General features: G+C 24.6%; 18 protein-coding genes and 3 tRNA genes. 13 read left to right on the top strand and 8 right to left on the bottom strand.

Features of this window, described 5'->3' with window-relative positions; all coding sequences use genetic code 4:
• Positions 1 to 98: 98 nt before the first annotated feature.
• On the bottom strand, positions 99 to 1,844 hold the full coding sequence (locus V2E26_RS01435) for a S41 family peptidase (RefSeq protein ID WP_330463666.1): 1,746 nt from the start codon (positions 1,842 to 1,844) through the stop codon (positions 99 to 101).
• A 146-nt stretch (positions 1,845 to 1,990) separates the two neighbouring features.
• Between V2E26_RS01435 and V2E26_RS01430 the strand changes: the two genes are divergently transcribed.
• The 11 genes from V2E26_RS01430 to rplA all read left to right on the top strand — a co-directional run bounded on the left by V2E26_RS01430 (position 1,991) and on the right by rplA (position 10,000).
• Positions 1,991 to 2,066: transfer RNA gene (locus V2E26_RS01430), tRNA-Arg, on the top strand.
• Between the two features lie 196 nt (positions 2,067 to 2,262).
• Positions 2,263 to 4,107: a restriction endonuclease subunit S gene (locus tag V2E26_RS01425; protein WP_330463665.1), complete on the top strand. Its 1,845-nt coding sequence runs from the start codon at positions 2,263 to 2,265 to the stop codon at positions 4,105 to 4,107.
• A 165-nt stretch (positions 4,108 to 4,272) separates the two neighbouring features.
• Positions 4,273 to 4,815, top strand: a complete 543-nt coding sequence (locus V2E26_RS01420; protein WP_330463664.1) for a hypothetical protein — start codon at positions 4,273 to 4,275, stop codon at positions 4,813 to 4,815.
• On the top strand, positions 4,815 to 5,669 hold the full coding sequence (locus V2E26_RS01415) for a putative cysteine peptidase (RefSeq protein ID WP_407942414.1): 855 nt from the start codon (positions 4,815 to 4,817) through the stop codon (positions 5,667 to 5,669). The genes V2E26_RS01420 and V2E26_RS01415 overlap by 1 nt, the downstream gene beginning before the upstream one ends.
• Positions 5,670 to 5,780: 111 nt before the next feature.
• On the top strand, positions 5,781 to 6,395 hold the full coding sequence (locus V2E26_RS01410; RefSeq protein WP_330463662.1) for a hypothetical protein: 615 nt from the start codon (positions 5,781 to 5,783) through the stop codon (positions 6,393 to 6,395).
• 135 nt (positions 6,396 to 6,530) lie between these two features.
• A tRNA-Gly gene (locus V2E26_RS01405) sits at positions 6,531 to 6,604 on the top strand.
• Positions 6,605 to 6,606: 2 nt separating this feature from the next.
• A tRNA-Gly gene (locus V2E26_RS01400) sits at positions 6,607 to 6,680 on the top strand.
• A 99-nt stretch (positions 6,681 to 6,779) separates the two neighbouring features.
• Complete coding sequence (locus tag V2E26_RS01395) at positions 6,780 to 7,379, top strand: FMN-dependent NADH-azoreductase (RefSeq protein ID WP_330463661.1); 600 nt, start codon at positions 6,780 to 6,782, stop codon at positions 7,377 to 7,379.
• Between the two features lie 141 nt (positions 7,380 to 7,520).
• Positions 7,521 to 8,519 (top strand): IS30 family transposase, encoded by a 999-nt coding sequence (locus V2E26_RS01390; RefSeq protein WP_330463266.1) that lies wholly within the window; start codon positions 7,521 to 7,523, stop codon positions 8,517 to 8,519.
• A 345-nt stretch (positions 8,520 to 8,864) separates the two neighbouring features.
• Positions 8,865 to 9,308: a 50S ribosomal protein L11 gene (rplK, locus tag V2E26_RS01385; RefSeq protein WP_330463660.1), complete on the top strand. Its 444-nt coding sequence runs from the start codon at positions 8,865 to 8,867 to the stop codon at positions 9,306 to 9,308.
• On the top strand, positions 9,308 to 10,000 hold the full coding sequence (gene rplA, locus V2E26_RS01380; protein WP_330463659.1) for a 50S ribosomal protein L1: 693 nt from the start codon (positions 9,308 to 9,310) through the stop codon (positions 9,998 to 10,000). The genes rplK and rplA overlap by 1 nt, the downstream gene beginning before the upstream one ends.
• Positions 10,001 to 10,079: 79 nt before the next feature.
• Here the strand turns inward: rplA and eno are convergent, their stop codons facing one another.
• Positions 10,080 to 11,456 carry a phosphopyruvate hydratase gene (gene eno, locus V2E26_RS01375; protein WP_330463658.1) on the bottom strand — a complete coding sequence of 459 codons (1,377 nt, stop codon included), beginning with the start codon at positions 11,454 to 11,456 and terminating at the stop codon, positions 10,080 to 10,082.
• Between the two features lie 149 nt (positions 11,457 to 11,605).
• Between eno and V2E26_RS01370 the strand changes: the two genes are divergently transcribed.
• Together V2E26_RS01370 and tig are read left to right on the top strand one after the other, a co-directional pair.
• Positions 11,606 to 12,310 carry a hypothetical protein gene (locus tag V2E26_RS01370; RefSeq protein WP_330463657.1) on the top strand — a complete coding sequence of 235 codons (705 nt, stop codon included), beginning with the start codon at positions 11,606 to 11,608 and terminating at the stop codon, positions 12,308 to 12,310.
• Between the two features lie 49 nt (positions 12,311 to 12,359).
• Positions 12,360 to 13,757, top strand: a complete 1,398-nt coding sequence (gene tig / locus V2E26_RS01365) for a trigger factor (RefSeq protein ID WP_330463656.1) — start codon at positions 12,360 to 12,362, stop codon at positions 13,755 to 13,757.
• A gap of 40 nt (positions 13,758 to 13,797) precedes the next feature.
• Here tig and V2E26_RS01360 read toward each other — a convergent pair whose 3' ends face one another.
• From V2E26_RS01360 to mip, 6 genes are read right to left on the bottom strand one after another with little or no spacing between them, the layout of a single operon-like run.
• Complete coding sequence (locus V2E26_RS01360) at positions 13,798 to 15,894, bottom strand: MSC_0620 family F1-like ATPase-associated subunit (RefSeq protein WP_330463655.1); 2,097 nt, start codon at positions 15,892 to 15,894, stop codon at positions 13,798 to 13,800.
• The gene (locus tag V2E26_RS01355) at positions 15,878 to 16,354 is read right to left on the bottom strand and encodes an MSC_0621 family F1-like ATPase epsilon subunit (RefSeq protein ID WP_330463654.1); all 477 of its coding nucleotides are present in this window, start codon (positions 16,352 to 16,354) and stop codon (positions 15,878 to 15,880) included. Before V2E26_RS01355 ends, V2E26_RS01360 begins: the two co-directional genes overlap by 17 nt.
• Positions 16,354 to 17,262: an MSC_0622 family F1-like ATPase gamma subunit gene (locus tag V2E26_RS01350; protein ID WP_330463653.1), complete on the bottom strand. Its 909-nt coding sequence runs from the start codon at positions 17,260 to 17,262 to the stop codon at positions 16,354 to 16,356. The genes V2E26_RS01355 and V2E26_RS01350 overlap by 1 nt, the downstream gene beginning before the upstream one ends.
• 1 nt (position 17,263) lies before the next feature.
• Positions 17,264 to 17,773: an MSC_0623 family F1-like ATPase-associated protein gene (locus V2E26_RS01345; RefSeq protein WP_330463652.1), complete on the bottom strand. Its 510-nt coding sequence runs from the start codon at positions 17,771 to 17,773 to the stop codon at positions 17,264 to 17,266.
• Positions 17,773 to 19,239: an MSC_0624 family F1-like ATPase-associated membrane protein gene (locus V2E26_RS01340; RefSeq protein WP_330463651.1), complete on the bottom strand. Its 1,467-nt coding sequence runs from the start codon at positions 19,237 to 19,239 to the stop codon at positions 17,773 to 17,775. Before V2E26_RS01340 ends, V2E26_RS01345 begins: the two co-directional genes overlap by 1 nt.
• Positions 19,239 to 22,037 carry an Ig-specific serine endopeptidase MIP gene (mip, locus tag V2E26_RS01335; protein ID WP_330463650.1) on the bottom strand — a complete coding sequence of 933 codons (2,799 nt, stop codon included), beginning with the start codon at positions 22,035 to 22,037 and terminating at the stop codon, positions 19,239 to 19,241. Before mip ends, V2E26_RS01340 begins: the two co-directional genes overlap by 1 nt.
• Between the last annotated feature and the right edge of the window lie 7 nt (positions 22,038 to 22,044).

The raw sequence follows: 22,044 nt of genomic DNA, 5'->3' as shown, positions 1-22,044 counted from the left end.
ATTAAATTAAACTGTCAGATTTTAAATTATTTAAAATAAATAAAAATAAAAGAATGAAACTTTAATATTTGAGTTTCATTCTTTTTAAATTTGGCAATTTAGTTATTATTTTTATTATTAATAATTGAATCTAATATTTCAAAATCATAGAAATCATTATATTCTAAACTAATATCAGGATCAACACCTTCTTCGAGATTTTTTTCTATATTTTTATCAAAATATAATGACATAGATGAGGAACTAATTGTAAGACCTGTTCCATCTGTTAGAACAATTGGAAGAACCGAAGAAGTTCCGCCACCTGATTTTTGTCCTATTATTTTGCCTATGTTTAATTCTTTAACAATTCCTGAAAAAGAATTTCCAGCACTAAAAGTATTTTTAGAAATTAAAAAATAATAGTTATATTGTGAAAATGCATCATTATCATTATAATTTCCATCTTTATTTGCATCAACTTTATATTCATAAGTTACTTTTTTATTTGACAAAGATGAGTGTTCGTGAGATACGATGTTTTTGTTTGTTAATAACCCTAAAACACGATACATTGCACCAATATTTCCACCACCGTTTCTAGATAAATCGATCACTATATTTTTTACTTCTTTGTGTTCTTTTGATATTTTGTTTAGTACAGAATGCATGTATTCAAAAGAATCATTTTCTTCTTGACCATTATTAATTTGGTTATCTGGTGCAGTTCTAAACCCACTTAATGTGATATAGGCAAAGTTATTGTAAATGTTTCACTTTTTATTATTTAATTGTTCTCTTAGCTTTGCACTTTTTTGTTCAAGAAAATTATATACATTTATGTGTTCTCTTCTGCTTTGACCAATATTTTCAATATAATCTCTAATTCTTTTATTAATTGGCGTGCTTAAACTTAATAGATCAATACTTGAATGTAATTCATTTAAATTTTCAAAAATTAATTTTGTGTATGCCTTATTATATGTTTCGTATTCTGTGCTTAATAATTGTGATTTTAGTTTTCTAGTATAATCTTCGAATGAATTTATTTTTTTATATTCTTTTAAGCCATAAAAATTATCAAGAGTAAAAATAAGATTATTTAAATTATATAAACGTTTTTCATTTGTTTCGTTTTTGTTAAAAAAATCAAAATTTTTTAATTCTTTAATATTGTTGTCATTTTCATTTAAGTTAAAATATTTTCCATAAACATTTTTATTTCCGTTGTAATATAGGTTGTAATAGTTTTGGCTACAAAAAAGCGTGTTAAAAATATTTAAAGGAATTAATACCTTATTTGATTCATTATAGATTTTTATATTATATTTTTTTAAATCAAAAATTATTTCTTCCTTTTCTTCTTCTTTATTTATTAGTTTAATGCTTGATACTTTTAAAAACCTAGAATAGTTTGTGGAATTTGATGAAACAACAAAGTTAAAAAACGATTCACTTGATAACTTTATTGTTTGTTTATCAAAATCTAATTCCATATTACCATTTTGATTTTTAAAAATAACTTTGTTATTAGTTATATTATATTTTTTAAAACCATTTATATTAAAGAAACCATTTAAATGTTTTACCATATCCTCTATCGATACATATGGTTCTGTTGAATAATTTTTTTGAGTAGCTTGATTACTAATATCAAAATATAAATTAATATATTTACTTTTAATATTGTAATGTTCTTTTGAAAAATTCTTAAAATCTGCTCTAACCTGCTTAAATTTATCACTTTTAAAAGAGATGATATCATCTATATTTAAACCAAAATCTTCAAAAAATACACAAGATACCGCTGAAGTTGCTGTTAATATAATGGGTAACGTGCTAATAAATAAATATTTTTTTTTCATTTTTTTAAACTCCATAACTTATTTTTATAAAAATTATATATTTTAATTTATCTTTTTTAAAAGAGAATTTTTACCTGATAACCAATCAAAAAATATGAATAAAAATTAATTCAAATTTTTTTTTGTGCTAAAATATTATATGCGACGGTCGTGTAGCTCAGGGGATAGAGTACGTGCCTTCTAAGCATGTGGTCGCAGGTTCGAATCCTGCCACGATCGCCATTTTTTTTTATTTTCAATTTTATAATTACCTAAATAATAATAAAAAACGTTAAGAAATATTTACTTTAACTTTTTTGTTCTCGTTTATTTTTATTTTGTTTTTACGTCAAGGTTTTATAAATTAAATTAAGTATTTAATATAATTTAAGATAATAAATCTAATAACCAGATAATTTGTTTTTTTAAGGAATGAAATATGAAGAATGCATTTGGAAAATATATTGATTTTAAATTATTAAAAAATAATGATAAAGAACTTAAAAGTTTAAAACTTTATGAAGTTTGTGAGATTTCACGTGGTAAAAGAATTACTAAGAATCAACTAGTCGAAAATGGTACTTTTGATGTAATTAGTGGTGGAATTAAACCAATGGGAAAAATTGATAAATATAACCAAGAATCAAATACGATTACAATTGCTCAATATGGAATGGCTGGATTTGTGAATTATCAAACAAAAAGATTTTGAGCTAATGATGTTTGTTATTGTTTAAAACCAAAAGAGGAAATAATATTAAATAAATATTTATATTATTTTTTAAAAGGCAATCAACACAAAATTTACAATATTTCAAATAGGAATGCTATTCCGTTTAGTATTGAAAAAGAAAAAATACTACAAATGTCAATATCAATACCCTCACTTGAAAAACAAAAAGAAATTGTCAATATTTTAGATAAGTTCACAGAGTTAGAAACAGAGTTAGAAACAGAGTTAGACCTTAGAAACTTACAATATGATTATTATTTAAACTCATTATTAGATTTTTCTAACAATGAAATGTTATTAAAAAATATTATGAATCTAAATTCAAAAGAAAAATTAGATACGAATGTTAAAAGAATTTCTCTTTCTGAAATTTTTGTTATTTCAAGAGGAAAAATATACTCAAAAGAATATATAAAAGATAATCCTGGCAAATATCCTGTTTATTCTTCCCAAACCGCTAATGATGGAATTTTAGGAAAAATCAATACTTATGATTATGATGGGGAGTATATAACCTGAACAACAGATGGACAATATGCTGGAACAGTTTTTTATAGAAATAATAAATTTTCAATAACAAATATTTGTGGAATATTAAAACCTAAAAATTCAAAAGTTATGAGTATTAAATATCTCTCATATTTATTAAAAATAACATTTCCAAAATATGTAAATAGATCAACAAGTAATTATAAATTAATGTCTAATGTAGTTGAAAATATTAGGATTTCTATCCCGTCACTTGAAATTCAAAATAAAATTGCAAATATTTTAGATAAACTAGAAACTTATACAAAAGATATAAAAACTGGGCTACCACTTGAGATAAAACAAAGAAAAGAACAGTTTGATTATTATCATGAAATGTTATTAACTTTTGATGATATTCTAGAGAGAGAGAGAGAGAGAGAGCTAAGTAGTTCATTCATCGAATTATTGAATATGTTGGAATGAAAACTGATGCTGGATTTAACAGAATATAAATTATCTGATATTTTTGAAATTTTTGGTGGTTTTACTCCTCTTAAGACGGATAAAAGTAATTGAAATAATGGGTCTATCTCTTGATTTACTTTAGAAGATCTCAGAATTAATGGGACAATTTTAAATTCTTCTATAGAAAAAGTAGCAAAAGCAAGAAAAATTTTTCCTAAGAATTCTATTATATTATCTAGAACAGCAAGTATTGGTAATCATGCTTTAATAACAACAGATTTTGTATGTAATGATCAGCTGGTAGCATTTTATTTGAAAGAAGAAATTGATGCTAATAAAATAAATATTAAATTTATGTATTATTTATTTTTTAAAATAGGTAATTTGTTTAGAAAGCAAAAAAGAAATAATTCTCTTTCGTTTCTGAAAATGAATGAAATGAAAAATTTTCCAGTATCAATTCCTTCTATCCAAATTCAAAATAAAATAGTTGAAATTCTTGATAAATTAGAAATATATGCTAAAGATATCAAAGAAGGATTGCCTAAAGAAATCAATTTAAGAAAAAAACAGTATAAATATTATTTAAATAAACTTTTAGATTTGAAGAATTAATAAAAATTGAAACTTAAAACTTATTATTTAATTCTATTAAATTAAACTTTTTACTTGATTTTTTGTACAAATTTGTAAAATTTGTATTTTTTTTACATTTTTTTATTCGTTATTATCATTTTTTTATTTTTAGTATTATAACTGTAGTTATAAAGGAGGTAATAATTGAAAAAAATAAAATTAATATTATTGCCTGTTTTAACAACATTACCCTTAGTATCAATGTCTGCTAAAATAGACAATGATGGTTTTAAAGACAAAGATGAAAAACAAAGGTATTTTGCTTTATATGATTTTATAAAATTAACAGGAAGACAAGATACGGAAATTATAAAAACATATAACATTATAAGTTCAATCGATGAAGTAAAAACTGGTAAAATGTTTTGATTCAAAGATAAAGGATACTTAGTAATAAGCGATATTAACAACAAAGTTTATGAAGTAAATCCTGATATGAAGTTAATTGACTTTGATTTTAAAGAAGCTTATAAATTAAATTATATTTCACATGGTAGATTTGTAGAGATACCAAGATTTGAAACAAGGGATAAACCTTGACCAGGAGATCATAAACGAAATAAAAATAAAATAATTAAATCAAAGCAATTTGAAGACTTTAAAATGGGAGATTATAAAGCAGTAAAATCTGCTAAGACCGCAGATGAATATAAAAAAAATAAGATACGTAAAGAAAAAATGGCCTAATTTACTCAGATTTTGAAGTACAAAATTCTTGATGATTTAAATGTGCTGATTATGATTCTTTCGGAATTAATAGTGTAAGAAATTCGTTTAATCCTGAAGACCTGCCTGAATATCATTATTTTAAGGAATTCCCTTCGTATTATGAAGATAAGCATTTCTACATGAAACGGGCTAAAGGTGGTATTTGTGGATATGTAGCAGTCAATATGCTAATTATGTACAATGAATTTTTTAAAGGATCTGGTTATTACAATATTTGGGAAAAAGACAATTTCTTAAACCTAAAAGGCGATAATTTTGATAATAAATTAGATTTAAAAAATAACATTAATTTAAGTATAATTCCAAATCTAAATAGCAATTTTTTAAAATACTTATATCAAAAAACTTGGTTTGGCGGTGGCCTTAACAATTGATGACAAGCAAAATATATATCAGAATCAATTCTAAGAAACAAGTGAAAAAATTCTGAAATTAATTACTATTATTTAGGATCTAATGGTCCAAAATTAACATGAGATATAATTACAAACCAAAATAAACCAACATTATTTACAGGAAGATATACTGGTGTTTCGTATGATGAAGATCAAAGTAAATTTTGGGATGGTGGTCATGCGATAGTCGGATATGGAACCTATGAAGATGGTAGAATATTGTGTAATTATGGATGAAGTTTAAACCATTCTCAAATGATAATAACACAATATGATGAACATTTTGAATATTCATATAGTTTTGGTGTTGGCGATATATGATCTAATAAATTAGAAAAATCGTTTAATTTAAATGGACAAAAGTATACAGGAATAGAAATGACAAAACAACTTAAAGAAAAGGGGTATATTAAATAATGAGTACGAAACAGACAATATTTATTATAGTGGCAACTATTTTTACAGCTTTATTTATAGCTGGGGTTATTATAGGTTTTTCTGATACCTGAAAATCGTTTGCGGGTTTTTATGAAACGTGATAGTTCTAAATATAGTTGAATAGCCTTTTTGTCACTATACTCATTCTTAGTAATTACATTATTTATTTTGACAATTTTATATACTACATCAATTTTTGATTATAATGCTGAAACTTCTGTAGAAATTGATGGAGAAGAATCAGAAAATGGAATGGCAATTTTTTGATTTGCACCATTTAGAACCTTTTTATTAATTTTAGTAATAATAGCTTTAATTGTTTTATGTGTCTTGTTTATTTGTTTGAAGAAAAAAAGCACAAATTTAGATAAGAAAAACAAAAGAATTTTATACATATTATTTTCAATTAATGCATTTATATTATTTTTATCATTTATATTTTTATGCGTGTTAATAAACTCGATAGATTATGTTCTATGAAATCTAAAATACTATTATAAAAACTGAAGAAAAGTTTTAATTGACAAAGAAAAAAATGTAACTAATAAAATCTATCAAAAATATTTAAATAAATACGAAGGATTTTTATATATCTTAATTTCTTTATTTACATTAATTTCCTTCTATCAAATATCTCATATGGTACTAATAATTAACAAAGGATTAAATAACAAAAACAATTTAAATACTATAGTAGAAAAGTAAGTTTTAATAAAATGTCTTCGATAACGAAAAATTTTCTTAAGAAAGACATTTTATTTTAATTTTGTTTTTTAATTAAAAAATACTTTTAATTTTTAAAAAAATCATTTTTTTGGTTTATAATATATATCGCAATTCGCGAGTGTAGTTTAATGGTAGAACTTTAGCCTTCCAAGCTAACTACGTGGGTTCGATTCCCATCACTTGCACCATTGCGGATGTAGTTCAATGGTAGAACATCAGGTTGCCAATCTGAATACGAGGGTCCGATTCCCTTCATCCGCACCATATTAAAAAAACTTGGTAAAGTCCAAGTTTTTTTATTTATTATCAATATAATATTAATGTTATATTTATCAATTTTAATGCAAATGTAAAGGATTTAAAATGTCAAAAATATTAGTTTTATATTCTTCACCAATAGTGGAAGAAAAATCAGTATCAACTACTGCAACAAAATATTTTTTAAATGAATATAAAAAAAATAATTCAAATGATGAAATAATTGAACTTGATTTAAATGATTTAGAAATGTCTAATAATTCAATGAATTCTAATAATTTTTCAGTATTTTATAACGAAGAATTTTCAAATAAATATATTGAATTATTAAAAGATATTAATAAAGTAGTTATATCGGCACCAATGATTAATTTTAATGTTCCAACCGTATTAAAATCGTTTATTGATAGAATTGCTGTGGCTAATAAAACATTTTCTTATAAATATGCAAGCAAAGGTTCATCAATTGGACTATTAAATAATTTGAAGGTACAAATCATTGCAACCCAAGGAGCTCCGCTTGGATGATATCAATGAGCAAGTCACATTTCTTATTTAGAAGGAGTTTGAAACTTCTTAGGAGCAACATTAAATGAAACAATTCTAATAGATGGTACTAAAACTGAACCATTTATAAAAATGGCTGCCGAAGAAGTTGTAGAAACTAAAAAAGATATTATTAAAAAAATTGCATCAGTATTTTAATTTTTTACTTACTTATTAATATAAGTAACCTAAATTGAAAATTCAAGTGCAACACGTTTAAAGTAAAATTTAGATGTGGAACTTGAATTTTTTATATTAATTAAAAAAGAAAAAGTTCCATTGGAACGGAACGGAACTCATATGAATTATACAATAAAAAAATATAACCATTTAACAGATAATGAAAGAATAATTATTGAAAATTATTTAAAGTTAAATTATTCTCTTCGTAGGATTTCGAGATTAATCGAGCGAAGTGTTTCGACCCTAAGTAGAGAAATAAAGAGGAATACAAATAGTTTCGGAACTTATGAATTTAAACACGCTAGTTTAAAAACAAGAGAAAGATCAAGACATAAGTATTATTTTAAATTCGTGGATAACCAAAAATTCAAAAATTTTTCTAACGCTTTTTTACAAAAATATGACAAAAAGTTTTTTGGTATAAAGTCAACATATAATTTTATAAAAACTAGCACAAAACACTGTTGTCCTTCTTTAAGAACGGTTTTTAATTGAATAAACACTAATAATTGAGTTATAAAAAAGTACGATAAATTAAGACAATATTATAAAAAAGGTGGTAAAAGAACAGCATCCGTAATAAAACGGCTTGTAAAATCTGCTGATTATGTTTTTCCAATATGAACTAGACCTAAATCTATAGATTTAAGACTTGAATTTGGACACTGAGAAGCAGATCTAGTTTTAGGAAAAAGAGCCAATGGATATAATAATGTTTTAACTTTAACTGAAAGAAAAACAAGAATAGGGTTTGCAAAAATAATACAAAGCAAATCACCAAATATAATTAATTCAGAGTTAAAAAAGATTATAAGAGATAATGAATTAGAAGTAAAAACAATAACAGTAGACAATGGTATTGAATTTGAAAAAATAGGTATTTTAGCCAGATGATTAAATATAAAGATTTATAGAGCTGAACCTTATGCATCTTTTCAAAGAGGCTCAAATGAACATTGAAATGGAATTTTGAGAAGAGAATTCAAAAAAGGTTTTAACTTTAATACTATAACTCAAGAAAAACTTGACTCAGTTGTTAACCAAATAAATAATATGACGCGGGAAATATTAAATTGGAAGACACCATTACAAACCTATTTAGAATATATTAAATAATTATTATTAACAAAAATTAACATAATAAAATTATGCTTATCTTCATTTGAAAAAATGAATATTTTCTATTTACTTTTTTTGATTTATTAATTTTAAAAAAATAAAATGTATAATAAAAAAAGCCCAAGGCATTGTGTTGCACTTGAACCTTCTCTTTGGGTTACTTATTAATATAAGTAAGTTTTTTTAAAAATTTCTCTTTTTTTTTATTAAATTTTAAGAAAAAAAATAGAGTTTTAAAATGCATTTTTTTGATATAATTGCTATTGCAATGTAAAATTGCCAAAAAAGTGGAAGAATTAATAAACAATTCGTTATTACCACAATTATCGAAAGGATTTTAAAATGGCAAAAGAAATAGTTAAAAAAGCCAAATTACAATTTATGGCTGGCCAAGCTAAACCAGGTCCAGCACTAGCTGGTGTTGGTATTAACATGCCTGAATTTACAAAGGCATTCAATGACCAAACAAGAGAAAGAGGATCAGAACCTGTTCCAGTTTTAATAACTGTATACAAAGATAAATCATTTGATTTCAAATTATTTACTTCACCAACTTCATTTAAATTAGTTCAAGCTTCAAAAGTAAAAAAAGGTAGCGGAGTTCCAAACAAAGAAAAAGTTGGGTCAATTTCTTTAGAACAATTAAAAGAAATTGCTGAATACAAAATGCCAGATATGAATGCTAATTCAATTGAAGCTGCAATGCGTCAAGTTGCTGGTACAGCAAAAAATATGGGTATTACTGTTGATGGATATGAAGAATGATTAAAAGGTGGTGCTAACTAATGGCTAAAAGAGTTACTAAAAATGCTAAAGTTTTAAAAACTTTAGTAAACAAAAAAGATGTATATTCATTAGTAGATGCTATTAATTTAGCAAAAAAAGCATCATTTGCAAAATTTGATGAATCATTAGATATAGCTATTAAACTAAACCTAGATACAAGAAAATCTGACCAACAATTACGTGGAGCTGTAGTATTACCAAACGGTACAGGTAAAACAGTTAAAGTTTTAGTTGCTACTGACGAAGTGAGTGCTCAAAAAGCTGCTTTAGAAGCAGGAGCTGACTTAGTTTATTCATCATCTGAATTACCAGAAGTTTTAAACCAAGACAAATATGATTTTGATGTTATTGTTGCAGATCCTAAAATGATGTTAGTTTTAGGTAAATATGGTAAAAAACTTGGACCTAAAGGTTTAATGCCAAACCCAAAAACTGGTACAGTTACAACAAATCCAGCTAAAGCTGTTGAAGAACTTAAAAAAGGTAAAGCTAATTACCGTGCAGATAAAGGTGGAATTATCCATGCTTCTGTTGGTAAAAAATCAATGGATACAGCTTTATTAGTTCAAAATGCTGAAACATTAATCCAAACTGTTAAAAGATTAAAACCACAAACAGTTAAAGGTACATACGTTTTAAACATTGTTGTTTCAACATCTATGGGTGCAGCTGTTAAAGTTAAAATCGATTAATTAAAAAAGCCTTAAACAAATTCTGTTTAGGCTTTTTTAATTAACTTTTTTAGGGCAGTTTATTTTATCGATAATTATTTTATTTTAAGTTAGAAAAGGCTTTCTCACCTAAATAAATTCCTCTTTCTTTTAATTCATCTTCTATTTTTATTAATCTATTATATTTAGCAATTCTATCAGTTCTTGACATTGAACCTGTTTTAATTTCGTTTGTACTAAATGCAACAGCCAAATCGGCTATAAAAGTATCTTCTGTTTCACCTGAACGGTGTGATATAACAGGAACGAAGTTTGCAGCTTGAGACATTTGAATAGCTTTAATTGTTTCTGTTAATGATCCAATTTGGTTAATTTTTATTAATGATGCATTAATTGCTTTTTTATCAATAGCCATTTGAATATATTTTGGGTTTGTAACAATTAAATCATCACCTACTAATTGAACCTTTTTACCGTACTCTTTTTTCATTTGGATAAAACCGTTTCAATCGTTTTCATGGTGTGAATCTTCGATTGATATAATAGGATATTTATCTATTAATTTTCCAAAGTAATTTGTTAATTCTTCTGAAGTAAATTCAAATTTAGCTTTTGCATATTTTTCAAATCCTTGTCTTTTTTCAAGAACTGCTTTCTTAAATTTTTTGAAAATATATGTTTTTGTTTCTTCATTAAATAATTCTGAACAAGCAGCATCTAAACAAATTGCAACAGCATTTTCACCTTTTGTTGATGGATTATATCCGGCCTCTTTAATTGCATTAACTAAGAAATCTAATGCTTCTTCGTGAGTGTGTAAATTAGGTGCAAATCCACCTTCATCGCCTACTTGTGTTCCGTGTCCAGCTTTCTTTAATAATTTAGCAAGTGTATGGAATACCTTGTTAGCCATTTGTAATGATTCTTTAAAGGTTTTAGCTCCAAGAGGCATAATCATAAATTCTTGAAAATCTATTGTATTTGAAGCGTGTTCTCCACCATTAATAACATTTAACATGGGAACTGGTAAACTAAATAAATTATTATCAAGTTTTTTAAGTGATGCTAAGTATTGATACAATGGCTGTTTTGTTTCGATTGCAGCGACTTTAGCACAGGCTAAAGATACGGCCAATATTGCGTTTGCACCAAATCTTGATTTAGTTTCAGTACCATCTGCATCAATCATTAAATTATCAATTAGTTCTTGTTTTTTAACATCAATCCCCACAAGAATTCTTGAAATCTCATTATTTATATTATCACAGGCTGTTTGAACACCCTTTCCCCCGAATCAATTGCTCTCATATTTTGTATTTTTATCTCTTAATTCTAAAGCTTCTTTAGATCCTGTTGATGCTCCTGAAGGTACTAATGCTTCAGCAAAAGCTTTTTTTGTTGTAACTTCTACTTTAACTGTTGGATTTCCTCTACTATCTAACACTTCATAAGCATATATTTTTTTAATTTTAGACATATTATTTAAAACTCCTTAATCACATTAAATTATTTTTGTTCAGTCTTAGGTTTTTATATATTAAATTATAAATTAATTATAGATATATTAATAATATCATTATTAAAATTAAGAAAATTTTACACTCAAAATAGTGTAAAATTCTTTTTATGAGCAATACATTAGAACAAGAATTTAATAAGTTTATAGACGAAATTAGCAATATAAGATATGAAGACCCATTAAAAGCAATTTATCTTCTAGATGAAGGTAAAAAACAATTTCCAATTAGTGCCATGCAAAACGAAATTGATGCTTTTAGAACTACAATTTTATTCCAAATTAAAAAAAATAACCTTAAAACAAAAACAAATTTAGATACTTTATCATTAATTAATTCATTAAAAAACAAAAAAATGGATTACGTTTTTATGCTAGGTTATAATGAGTTGAAAAATAGAGAACTTGAAAAATTTGAATCTGAATTTCAATATTTTTTCAGCGGAGAAGATTTTGATAATAAAGGATTTCAAACATTAATTTATGACCTTTTACAATCAAAAGGAATTGATTTTGATTACAAGATTGAAAATGAAATAATTAATCCTTCAAAAGATGGTTCTTTTTTAAAAAATGAATCTATAGCTAAATTAGAAAAAGAGATATTAAATCTTTTTAAAGAAGATGTAGCAAAAAGTAAAATTGCTCGTCAAGTATTTAGTGCTTATTTATTTCAAAACTGAATTGATTTATTAAAAAATCGAACAAACAATGAATATCAAACAATTATTAACGTTACAGATGTATTGTTTGGTTTAAAGAATGAAGAAGATTTAACTTCAGATGAGAAAAAACTATATTCATTATTTAAATAATTAAATAATGTTATAATATTTACAATATTTTTTATTCAAGGAGAAAAAAATGTCAAGAAAATATAACAAAGAAAACACAGAGTTAATAATTGACTATGTTTTAGAAGGTGATGATTGAAACAAAGCTGTTGAAAAAGCAAAAAAATCATTAGCACAACAAGTAACAGTACCAGGATTTAGAAAAGGTAAAGCACCACTTTTTGAAGCTTTAAAACGTATAGATCCAGTTAAAATTTATGACAAGACAGTAAATGATAATTTTGAATCAGTTTATAAAAACCATATTATTACTCAATTAAATGATGATGATAAGATTATTGAAAACTACAGACCATCATTTGATGTTAAAGAACTAACATTAGAAAAAGCAGTATTTGAATTTGTATTTCCTCTTTTTCCGGAAGTAAAATTAGGTAATTACAAAAAAATATCAAGTAAATTAAATTCTTTAGAATTAAGTAAAGAAGAATTAGAAACATCTAAAAATAAACTACTAGAAAATTATGTTGTTATGTTAGATTCTGAAGAGCCAATCAAATTAAATGACCATGTTAACTTTGACTTTACTGGCTTTATTAATGGTGAAAAATTTGATGGAGGAGAAGCTGAAAAATTTGATCTAGTTATTGGTTCAAAACAATTTATTCCTGGTTTTGAAGAACAAATGATCGGTCTTAAAAAAGGCGAAACAAAAGATCTAAATCTAAAATTCCCTGAAACATATCACGCTAAAGATTTAGCAGGAAAAGACGTTGTGTTTAGAGTTACAATTAACTCAATCAAAACATCAAATTATCCTGAAATTAATGAACAATTCTTACAAGAAGTAAAAGTTAATCCATTAGTTAATGATTTAGCATCATTTGATGAATATATAAAAATTAATGCTTTAAAAGAAAAATTACATTTAAATAGTTCATCTTTTGTTGATCAATCAATAAATGAAGTTATTAACGGTACAACAATTAAAATGTCTGAAATAATTGTTAATGAAGAAGCTGAAAAATACTACAGAGGATTTGTTAACCAACTAAAACAAAAAGGTATTAGCGAAAAAGATTATATTGAATTTACAAATACATCAAAAGATGAAATTATAAAACTATATAAAGAAGAAGCTAAAAAGAATTTAATTAAATCATTTGTTTTTGGAAAAATAGTTGACGAAGAAAAACTACATGTTTCAAATGAAGAATACGAAGCAAGAATTAATGAGTTATCTTCATTATATGGTATAAAACCAGAACAAGTAAAAACATTTGTACCATTCAAACAATTCGAACAAGGCAAACTATCAATTAATATTTTTGAAAGATTAGCTGAATTAAATGATCCAAAATCATTTGAACTTTACAAACAAGCTGATAAAGAAGTAAAAGAATATAACGATAGAGTTGAAAAACTACTAGTAGAAAAAGCTAAAGCAAAATCAGTAGAAAAAAAATAAATAATAAAAAAACACCATTAAATTAATTGGTGTTTTTAATTTATAAAATTATCATTAATATTGAAGTAATAAATAACGCTAAAATAATACTTATAGATAATATTGAAAACTTCTTTAATTTAGCTGATTTTAATTGTTGTCTTTTAATTGATGTAAAAATTATTGATGCTAATGCAATAACTGCTGAGATACCCAATAAAGAATATCCAAGTTGGTTCAATGATTTCTTACCTACTTGTTTGCCCTCTTTTATTTCACCTTCAGATTGGAAATAAGCAGCACTAAATTCATCTTGATCTTTTTTCTCTGTTAATTTTTTATTATCAACCATTAATGCTAAGGTTGCAAAATTATCCATAATTTCTTTAATTGTTTTTGTGTAATAATCATATCAATTAAAAATATTTAATGTTCTTGATCCTGTCGAAGCAATAAGTCGTGAAATCTTTTTATTAATTAAATCATAATATTGATTTACAACGTTTAAATCATATCCATTTTCATCAAAATTATTTTTGATAATTTCACTGTTTAATTTTATTATTTCTTTAAATCTTAATAAAACAAATTTTAAAGAACTTGATAAGCTATAAAAATAATCATAATTATTTATTGTCGATGAAAATAAACTTGTCAATAGTAGATATTTAGATCTTTGAATATTATTTTGAATGCTGTTTTCATTTTCACCATTTCTTAAATAATCTTCAGCAGCTTTTGCAACTAATGAGTTTGCCTTTTCAACATACTGGTCGAAATTAGTTACGGCAACACCTGCTCCTACTACATTGTATAATGCATCACGTAAAATGTCATTTCTCAACTTAGAATAATTGATTTTATCATCTATTCCTAAAGCTGTGAACATTTGCGAAAACATTTTTTTATTAGCTGAAATTATTTTTTCATACACATAATTTACTGCTTCTTGTTCTTTTGAATTATCGATGTTTATTTCAATCTTATATGAACGCGATTTTTTAGTATCAACTCTATCGGTTATTTTTACAGTAGCTACTAATGATGTATTATTTTTTGATTCTAATGAAGTAACTGAATATTCATATCTTGTGTTTATTGGATTATTAAAGAAGAACATTTTATTTTTATCTTCATTACTTGCATTATCAAAATATGTTTTTAAATTAGATGCAGTTTTTGAAGTATGAACGAAGAAAACATTTGGTAATAAGCTAGGTAGCGCTTGAATATCTTCCTCGGTTTCAACCTTTTTGTTTGGTTTATCTCCCGGCACTAAATCAGGCTTATTAATAGGTTCATCTTCTTTTTTTTCTGTTTCTTCGTCTAAAACAAAATTTTTATTTTGCTCAAGGTCGAATTTTAAGAATTTTTTATGTAATTTTGAAACTATATATTCTTCTCATGAAGCAAATTCTTTTGGATGTGTAAAGCTAAAACCATTTATTGTATTCTCATTATCTTGTCAGCTTCCAAAATTAATGTTTATATGCTCACCAATTTTTGGAACATCTTCTTCATTGAACATCATTTTTGGTAATTCAGGTGTTAAAGCTCCAAAGTAGTCCTTAATTAGTTTTTCTAATCTTTCTTTTGTTATTGTGTTTAACTCTTCACCTTTTTTGGTTATCTTACCATCTGGTTTTATTTGGTTAGAATAATTTGTCTTTTCAACATTACCAACCTTAATATCTTCAAAAGTTTGCCCATCGTATTCAACAGTAGAAATATTGTAATTTTTATCTGTTGACATTATGTATGGAAAAACAACGGTGAAACCAAAGTTATTTGAGTGCTCGGTTTTTAAAGATTCTTTATTTTTTTCTAGATGTTGTTTTAAAACTTGAATATATATTAATTTTTCAATGTTAGGTTTAAAATCATTATCTAAATCTTTTAATAATTTACCTTTTTCATTATCTAGGTATTGAATTGTTAAATCAATAACTTGTTCTACGGCTTTTGAAACTTTTTCTTTTGCTATGTTTAAAAATTCATCGAAGTTTTCAGCATTTTTGGGCGCTGGTTTGTTTTGATCATTATTGTTATTATTTTCGCCTTCTTGATTTTTGTCGAAACTTTCAGAAATAACTGCAAGTGGAGAAAATGCAGTTAGAGATAATAAACCTAGTGATAATAATTTATTTTTTAATTTCATAATCATTCTCTTTTACAAGTTTTAAATTTTTTTGAATTTTTAAAATATATAGTTTTTGTTTTAGCAATTTTTGTTCCATAAATTGGTCTAGATTTAAACCGATTTTTTGTAATGATTCTAGGTAATTTATTTTTTCAACAACTTCTCTTAGTTCGTTTTTATTAAAAGACGCTTTATTATTTTGTTTATAAACAGTCATTTTATTGAATGTATTAATTGTAATTATGTTATCTTTTATGATGATGTTTGTATTAATTAAAAATAAGTAAAACTCTTTTTGATCATTTAAATCTTTAATTTTTACAACAGTATTTTCATATGCCATAATAGCTTCCAAATCAGCTTTTGCTCATTCATCTTCATCGTCTATGTTGATAAATAATTGTCCGTTTCTTATTGAAAGTGTTTTATTATCTAAAAAATTAATATTTATTTTAAATGTTTGATTTTGATTTGACATTATTTAATACCTCCAAAACCTTCATTTGATCTTGTTAATAAAACAATTTCTTCAATTTCGTTTTCCCGTTTTGTACGTACTATTTTCTTTTTGATCTTTGAAATTTCTTCATCAATTTGATTAATTATCTTATTTGTTGTAACAAGATCGTTTTTTGCATTATAAAATGATGATTCAATAATTAATGAATAAATAGCATTTTCTAAAAATATATTAATTTCGTTTTCAATAAATTCTTCAATGCCCGGATAAATTTTGTAGTTTGTAATATCGAATTTGTTATTTTGTGTTTCTTCTTCGTTTACTAATTTATTAACGTCGAATTGGTCGATTGGTAATATTGTAAAGTAGCTATTATAATTTTTGTTAGTATTTAAAACAAAGTTTACTTTGCTGTAATTGTTATTGATATATAAAATTTTTACAAATTGTGAAAGAATTCAAGGAAGTGTTCTATCTGCTTTTTGTTCTTCGTTAAATGATTTGATAACGTTGAAGCTATTTTGCTTACAAAATTCTAAAGCTCTTTCACCAATAACGATAAAGTCGTCTTTTTTAGCATTTACAACTTCAAGAAGTCTTTTTTCATATCTACTATATGAATCTGTTGAGTATTTTTGTTTTTCAGTTAGATATATTCAAAGAGTAGATTTACTTTTAAAAATATTAGATAGTTTTTTAGATATTTTATTTTTATCATTAGCATCATTAATTAGTTTATTTTTTATTGCATATTTTTCTTTAATTGCATTAATTAAATTAATGTTTAATAAAGCATTTGAAATATTAAACTTTATTTTTTTAGTTAATTTCATTATATCTATCAAAAGAATATTTTTTGAGTTATTAACTTTGGTTGAAATATTTTGTAAGTTTTGTAATTTTTCTTCTCATTTTTTTAAATGCATATTATCACCCTACAATGTTTTTGCTGTTATAAAATATTTCAACTATATTATTTGATAAATCTTTTTTGATAATGATATTATCTAAAATTTCTACATAATAATCTTGTTCCAATAGTTCCTTAATTTCTTTATTAAAAATTTGAATTAGATTATCTTTATCATTTGAATTATTTGATTTTAAATTAATTGATTCAAAGTTGGTAGAAATCTCATTTGAAATATAAGGTACTAAAAATAAATTGTTTAATGATTGATCTAATTTATAAGAAATGATTAATTCATCAAATATTAGATCAAATTTGTTTGTTGTTGCTTGTTTAATTAAGTTTAATAATTTTGTTACCTCTTTGCTTTTAAAACTTTTTGTTGATTTTAAAAGGATTGTTGACATTAGTTTATCATTGCTTATTACATTTTTATTTCTTAAAATTTCATCAAATTTTTCATTAATTAATTCCACTTTTGCTAAAGCTTCTTTTTGTAATAATAATTTTTTCTTATCTATTTTCATTATTTATTACTTCCTTTGGTTATTTTGCTTTTTTTAGTAAGTGTATTTAAGGTTATTATTAAATTAATAACTGTTGAAATATTGAATGTAATTAATATTGATAATGTTGCTATCACAAATATTTGGTCTAATGATAATAATGTTGATATATTGTAAAAACTTTGGTTATTATTTGAAAGTAATAAAGCATTTAATCCGTTAACAACTAATGTTGTAATCATGAATGTTATTGAAGCTTTTAAGAATATTGATGTGTATAATGATTCATTTGTTGTTTTTAATTTGTAAATTATTAATATCACACCACTAAATAATGTTGATACTAAAAGTGTTACATTAGTTACAAGGATTTCATTATTTTTTAAGCTTACAATTGTTGTTGTTATTCAAATTAGTGTCAATACAAAGCTTGTTAAAATAGTATTTAATAAAACCCCATTAATTTTTAATTTCTTAAGAAAATTAAATAATAAGTATAAAACAAAGAAAATACTTATAAAAACTAAACCAATTAAATATAAGTAATTTTTTGAAGGTTCATCAGCTTTTATAACCTCTGAGCTTGATTTATAAAATAAAGCTCTTATAAATCAAATCAAAGATGTAAAACTCAAGGCGATAAATAAAAGAATTTTTTCTTTTGCTTCATTAGTTTTATATTGTTTAGAAGCAATTAGCATAACTCTTTCGAAGTTAATTCCAAATATTGTCACTGCGACTAATGCTGTAAATAAAATTATGTAAAATAAGTTTAGCGAATCTTTTTGTGAAAACATATCAACAAAGAAACGATGAACAATATTATTGTTTAAAAAATCGTTTTTATCACCTTTTATTGAAAATACTCAAATAGATAAAATTAATAAAAATGATGACACTAGAATAATTCTTGAAATTATTGAGATAAGTGTTGCTTTGCTATTTTTATAAACTAAAGGATTTGTTTTTCTTTTTAATTTATATGTATAAATTGAATAAGCAATATCAATTAATAAAAGCGGGAAAGCAATTCATGCAAGAGCATAATAATCCATTGTTCCTTGTTTAAAAAATGTAAAAAGTAATATCAAAGAAACAAATGAAAATAGTAGATACACAATAAATCAAGGTATGTATTTTTTTGTTGATTCTTTATGTGTAAAAATATTAGAAAAGTTTTTATTGATAGTATATAAATATATTCCTAGTAATAAAAATATTCTAAATAAAGCTAGGTAGTTAATTCTTTCTGTTGTTAAATTAGAAAATTCAAGAAAATATTCAATATTTTGATTAAAAAATAATTTACTTGAAAAAATTGTTAATGGTGCAAAAAATAGTATTAAGCTTGAACTTATTAAAAAGAAAGTTATCAAGATGATTTTTAATGTAGAAACCAATGAATTTTTTTTCTTCTTATTTAACATCGATTCAAAATCATCATAAATTTTCTTTTCTGTAATGTATGAAGTTTTATTAGACTCCATTATCTTGTACCTCCGTTTATAAACTTAAATTCAATTGGTATATTATTATCGTCTAACCCATTTTTAAATAAATTGGTTGATTGTAGGTTTGGATACAATTTTTTCAATGCTTCACGATATGAATTTTTTTGTTGTTTTCCACCACCATAAATCAAGTCATATTGTGGCAGGTTATATGAACCGAATAATCCTCGATAATCAAAACCTTCTGATCTAAATGCTATAGAAATCCCTATTCTAGCAAAAGTATTTGTAACGTGATGAACCGCTACTAATTCATTGTTTTGATTTCTTATTGATGAGCCAGAAGAACCTCCTGTTGGAGCTCAACGACGAGGAATATAACTTAAAGACATATTTACATATTTTTTACCATCTTGTTCATATAGTTTTCCACCAATTGTAGGAGAACTTATAAATGAATCTAAAACTCCAGGCTTATCAGCAAATGAACGATAACCTATTTGATATGATAAGAAACTACCACGGTTTAATATATTTTCTGGAAATGAAGAAGGACCATTTTCACCACTAGTAATTTTTGCATCATAATATTCATACTCACTGTTTGTTCATAAACTAAATGAATTACCAAATTTTGCTCTTTCTCTTTGATCATCATCAATATATTGTTTTAAGAAGAAATCAGTTCTTGAACCAGGTCAGCCCAATGCATATAGATTATCAATATTCTCACCAACTTTACCCCTTAATGGGAAATTGATTTCTGAATAATTTTTTAAGTAAGAATTTTGTTTAAATTTAATATGTACATCTTGATTATTTGCATAATCATTTGTAATTTCTTTTGCTAAATTAAAGTTTGGCTTTGTTCTTAATTTATTATCAACCATTTCATCATTTGAAATAGCGAAGAAGTTTTTAGACATCTCATCAAAGTCAATTTCAATAACTGCAAAATCTGCAAATTCTTCAATATCTTTAAAAGTTTCTTGTTGTTTTTTTGATAAGAATTGTTTTGGGGACGTTTTTAAATAATCAGTTGCGCTAAAAACAGTTTTAATTGCATTTTTATTTTGTGAACTAAATCTTGTGATATTATCGTCCATATCTGAAATTCTTAATTTAGCACCTACTTGAAGATCATTGTTTATTTTAGTAATTGAAAAAGCTGATAAATTTTCAGTTAGAGCTTTTGCAACGTGTGCATTTGTACCAAAATATCATTTTGATGGATACTTACCATTTGTTGTAGGTTGATAATCTAGAATTCAAATTGTTCCAGCTTCCGTCAATGTTTCTCTTTTTTCATTACGTTTTATTTCTCATTCCCTGATTTGATTTTCTAAATTTATTATTTCAGCTGCTCTTGTATGATTTTTGTAATAAGAAATAGCATCATCATAAGTTTTTAAATCTTTTTCTTTATTTTTTTCATAAGCTTCTTTAAGATGAACATCATTATTATTTTTTATTTTTTCATTTCAGTCATCTTCGACAGCTTTTCTATCTTCTTTTAATTTTTCGACTTTTTCATTAATCTTTTTAACAAATTCATCTTCATTTGCTTCATTTCTTCAAAACTCAATTAGTTTTTTATTTTCATTAATTTCTGTTTCTCATGTTTTATAGTTTGATAAAGATAATGAAAATGTTTGTTTAGCTATTTTTAAATAATGTTCATTAACAATAGTTCTTGCAAGACCAATTGTTTTATAAATATCTTTTTTACCTAATGAATCTATTAAGCTGGCTTGCTTACCTGTTTCATTTTCATAAATTTCTAAGCCATCAAATGAGCCATCGCTTTTGTATGATGGAAGGGTAAAACCTTTGAATGCAGAATTATCAAAAGTATCTAATTTTAATGATTCTGCCCTTGCATCAAAAGCTTGTTTATCTGAATTGTTTATATTTAAATTAGGTCTAAATTTAGCTAGTGTATCATAACCATTTGAACTTAAATGTCTTTTTAATGAGCTTACATATTTATCATTATCATGTTTAAAACGGCCAAATTGATCTAAAGCTTCATATTTGTCAAAATCTGTTTCTTCAATTTTTTCATCCGAAACTCTATTGTTTGGTCTATTACCCTGACTATCTGTGTTGGTAAAGTTTTTATTTAAACCTGTTAATTCAAAAATAAAGTTTTTCTGGCTATTATTTGCTTTGTTTCTAAAAACTAAATTTATTTTTGCTTTTCCAGTAGTATTTGCATCATTTTCTAAAATAATATTATTAACGATGAATTCAATTTTTTTGTTGTAGTCTTCATTTTTAGATTTAACGCCTAGACTTGAAGTTTGATTTTGCAATTCACTTGGGTAAATATTACTTTTTTCTCTTTGCGGATAAAAGTTTGTGAATGAAAGAATAAAATTGTCTTCGATATTTTTTGATGAAGTTAGATTTCTAAAATCACTTTCAAATTGTTCATTAGGATATTCTAAGTTTGGATCAGTTGAAGGTTTATTATCATTAGCTTCGTTGATTTTTCTATAATTTTCTAACTCAGCATTTAAATCGGCAGTTAATTTTTTAATAACATTTTTTATTTTTCTTAATTCGACTAAATCACCTTGAAAATTGTCTATTAGTTGTTTAGTTTCTTTTATTAAACTAAATGCTTCTACAAATGACTTGCTATTATAAGAAGTTTTGTTTTCTTCACGGATGCTGTTTAATACTTTTTCAAGGTTATCAATATTTTCCTTTACTAATCTTTTTTCTTTCGAAACTTCGTTTTCACAAGAAATTAAACCAACCACTGGTAAAAATGCGATACTAGATATAATAAAAGACGTAAGAATTATTTTGTTTTTCTTTTTATTCATTTTTATT

The organism is Metamycoplasma gateae, assembly GCF_036352135.1.
Lineage (GTDB): Bacteria > Bacillota_I > Bacilli_A > Mycoplasmatales > Metamycoplasmataceae > Metamycoplasma > Metamycoplasma gateae.
The sequence above is the reverse complement of the archived record's forward strand: the minus strand, read 5'-3'. Positions and strand labels throughout refer to the sequence as shown.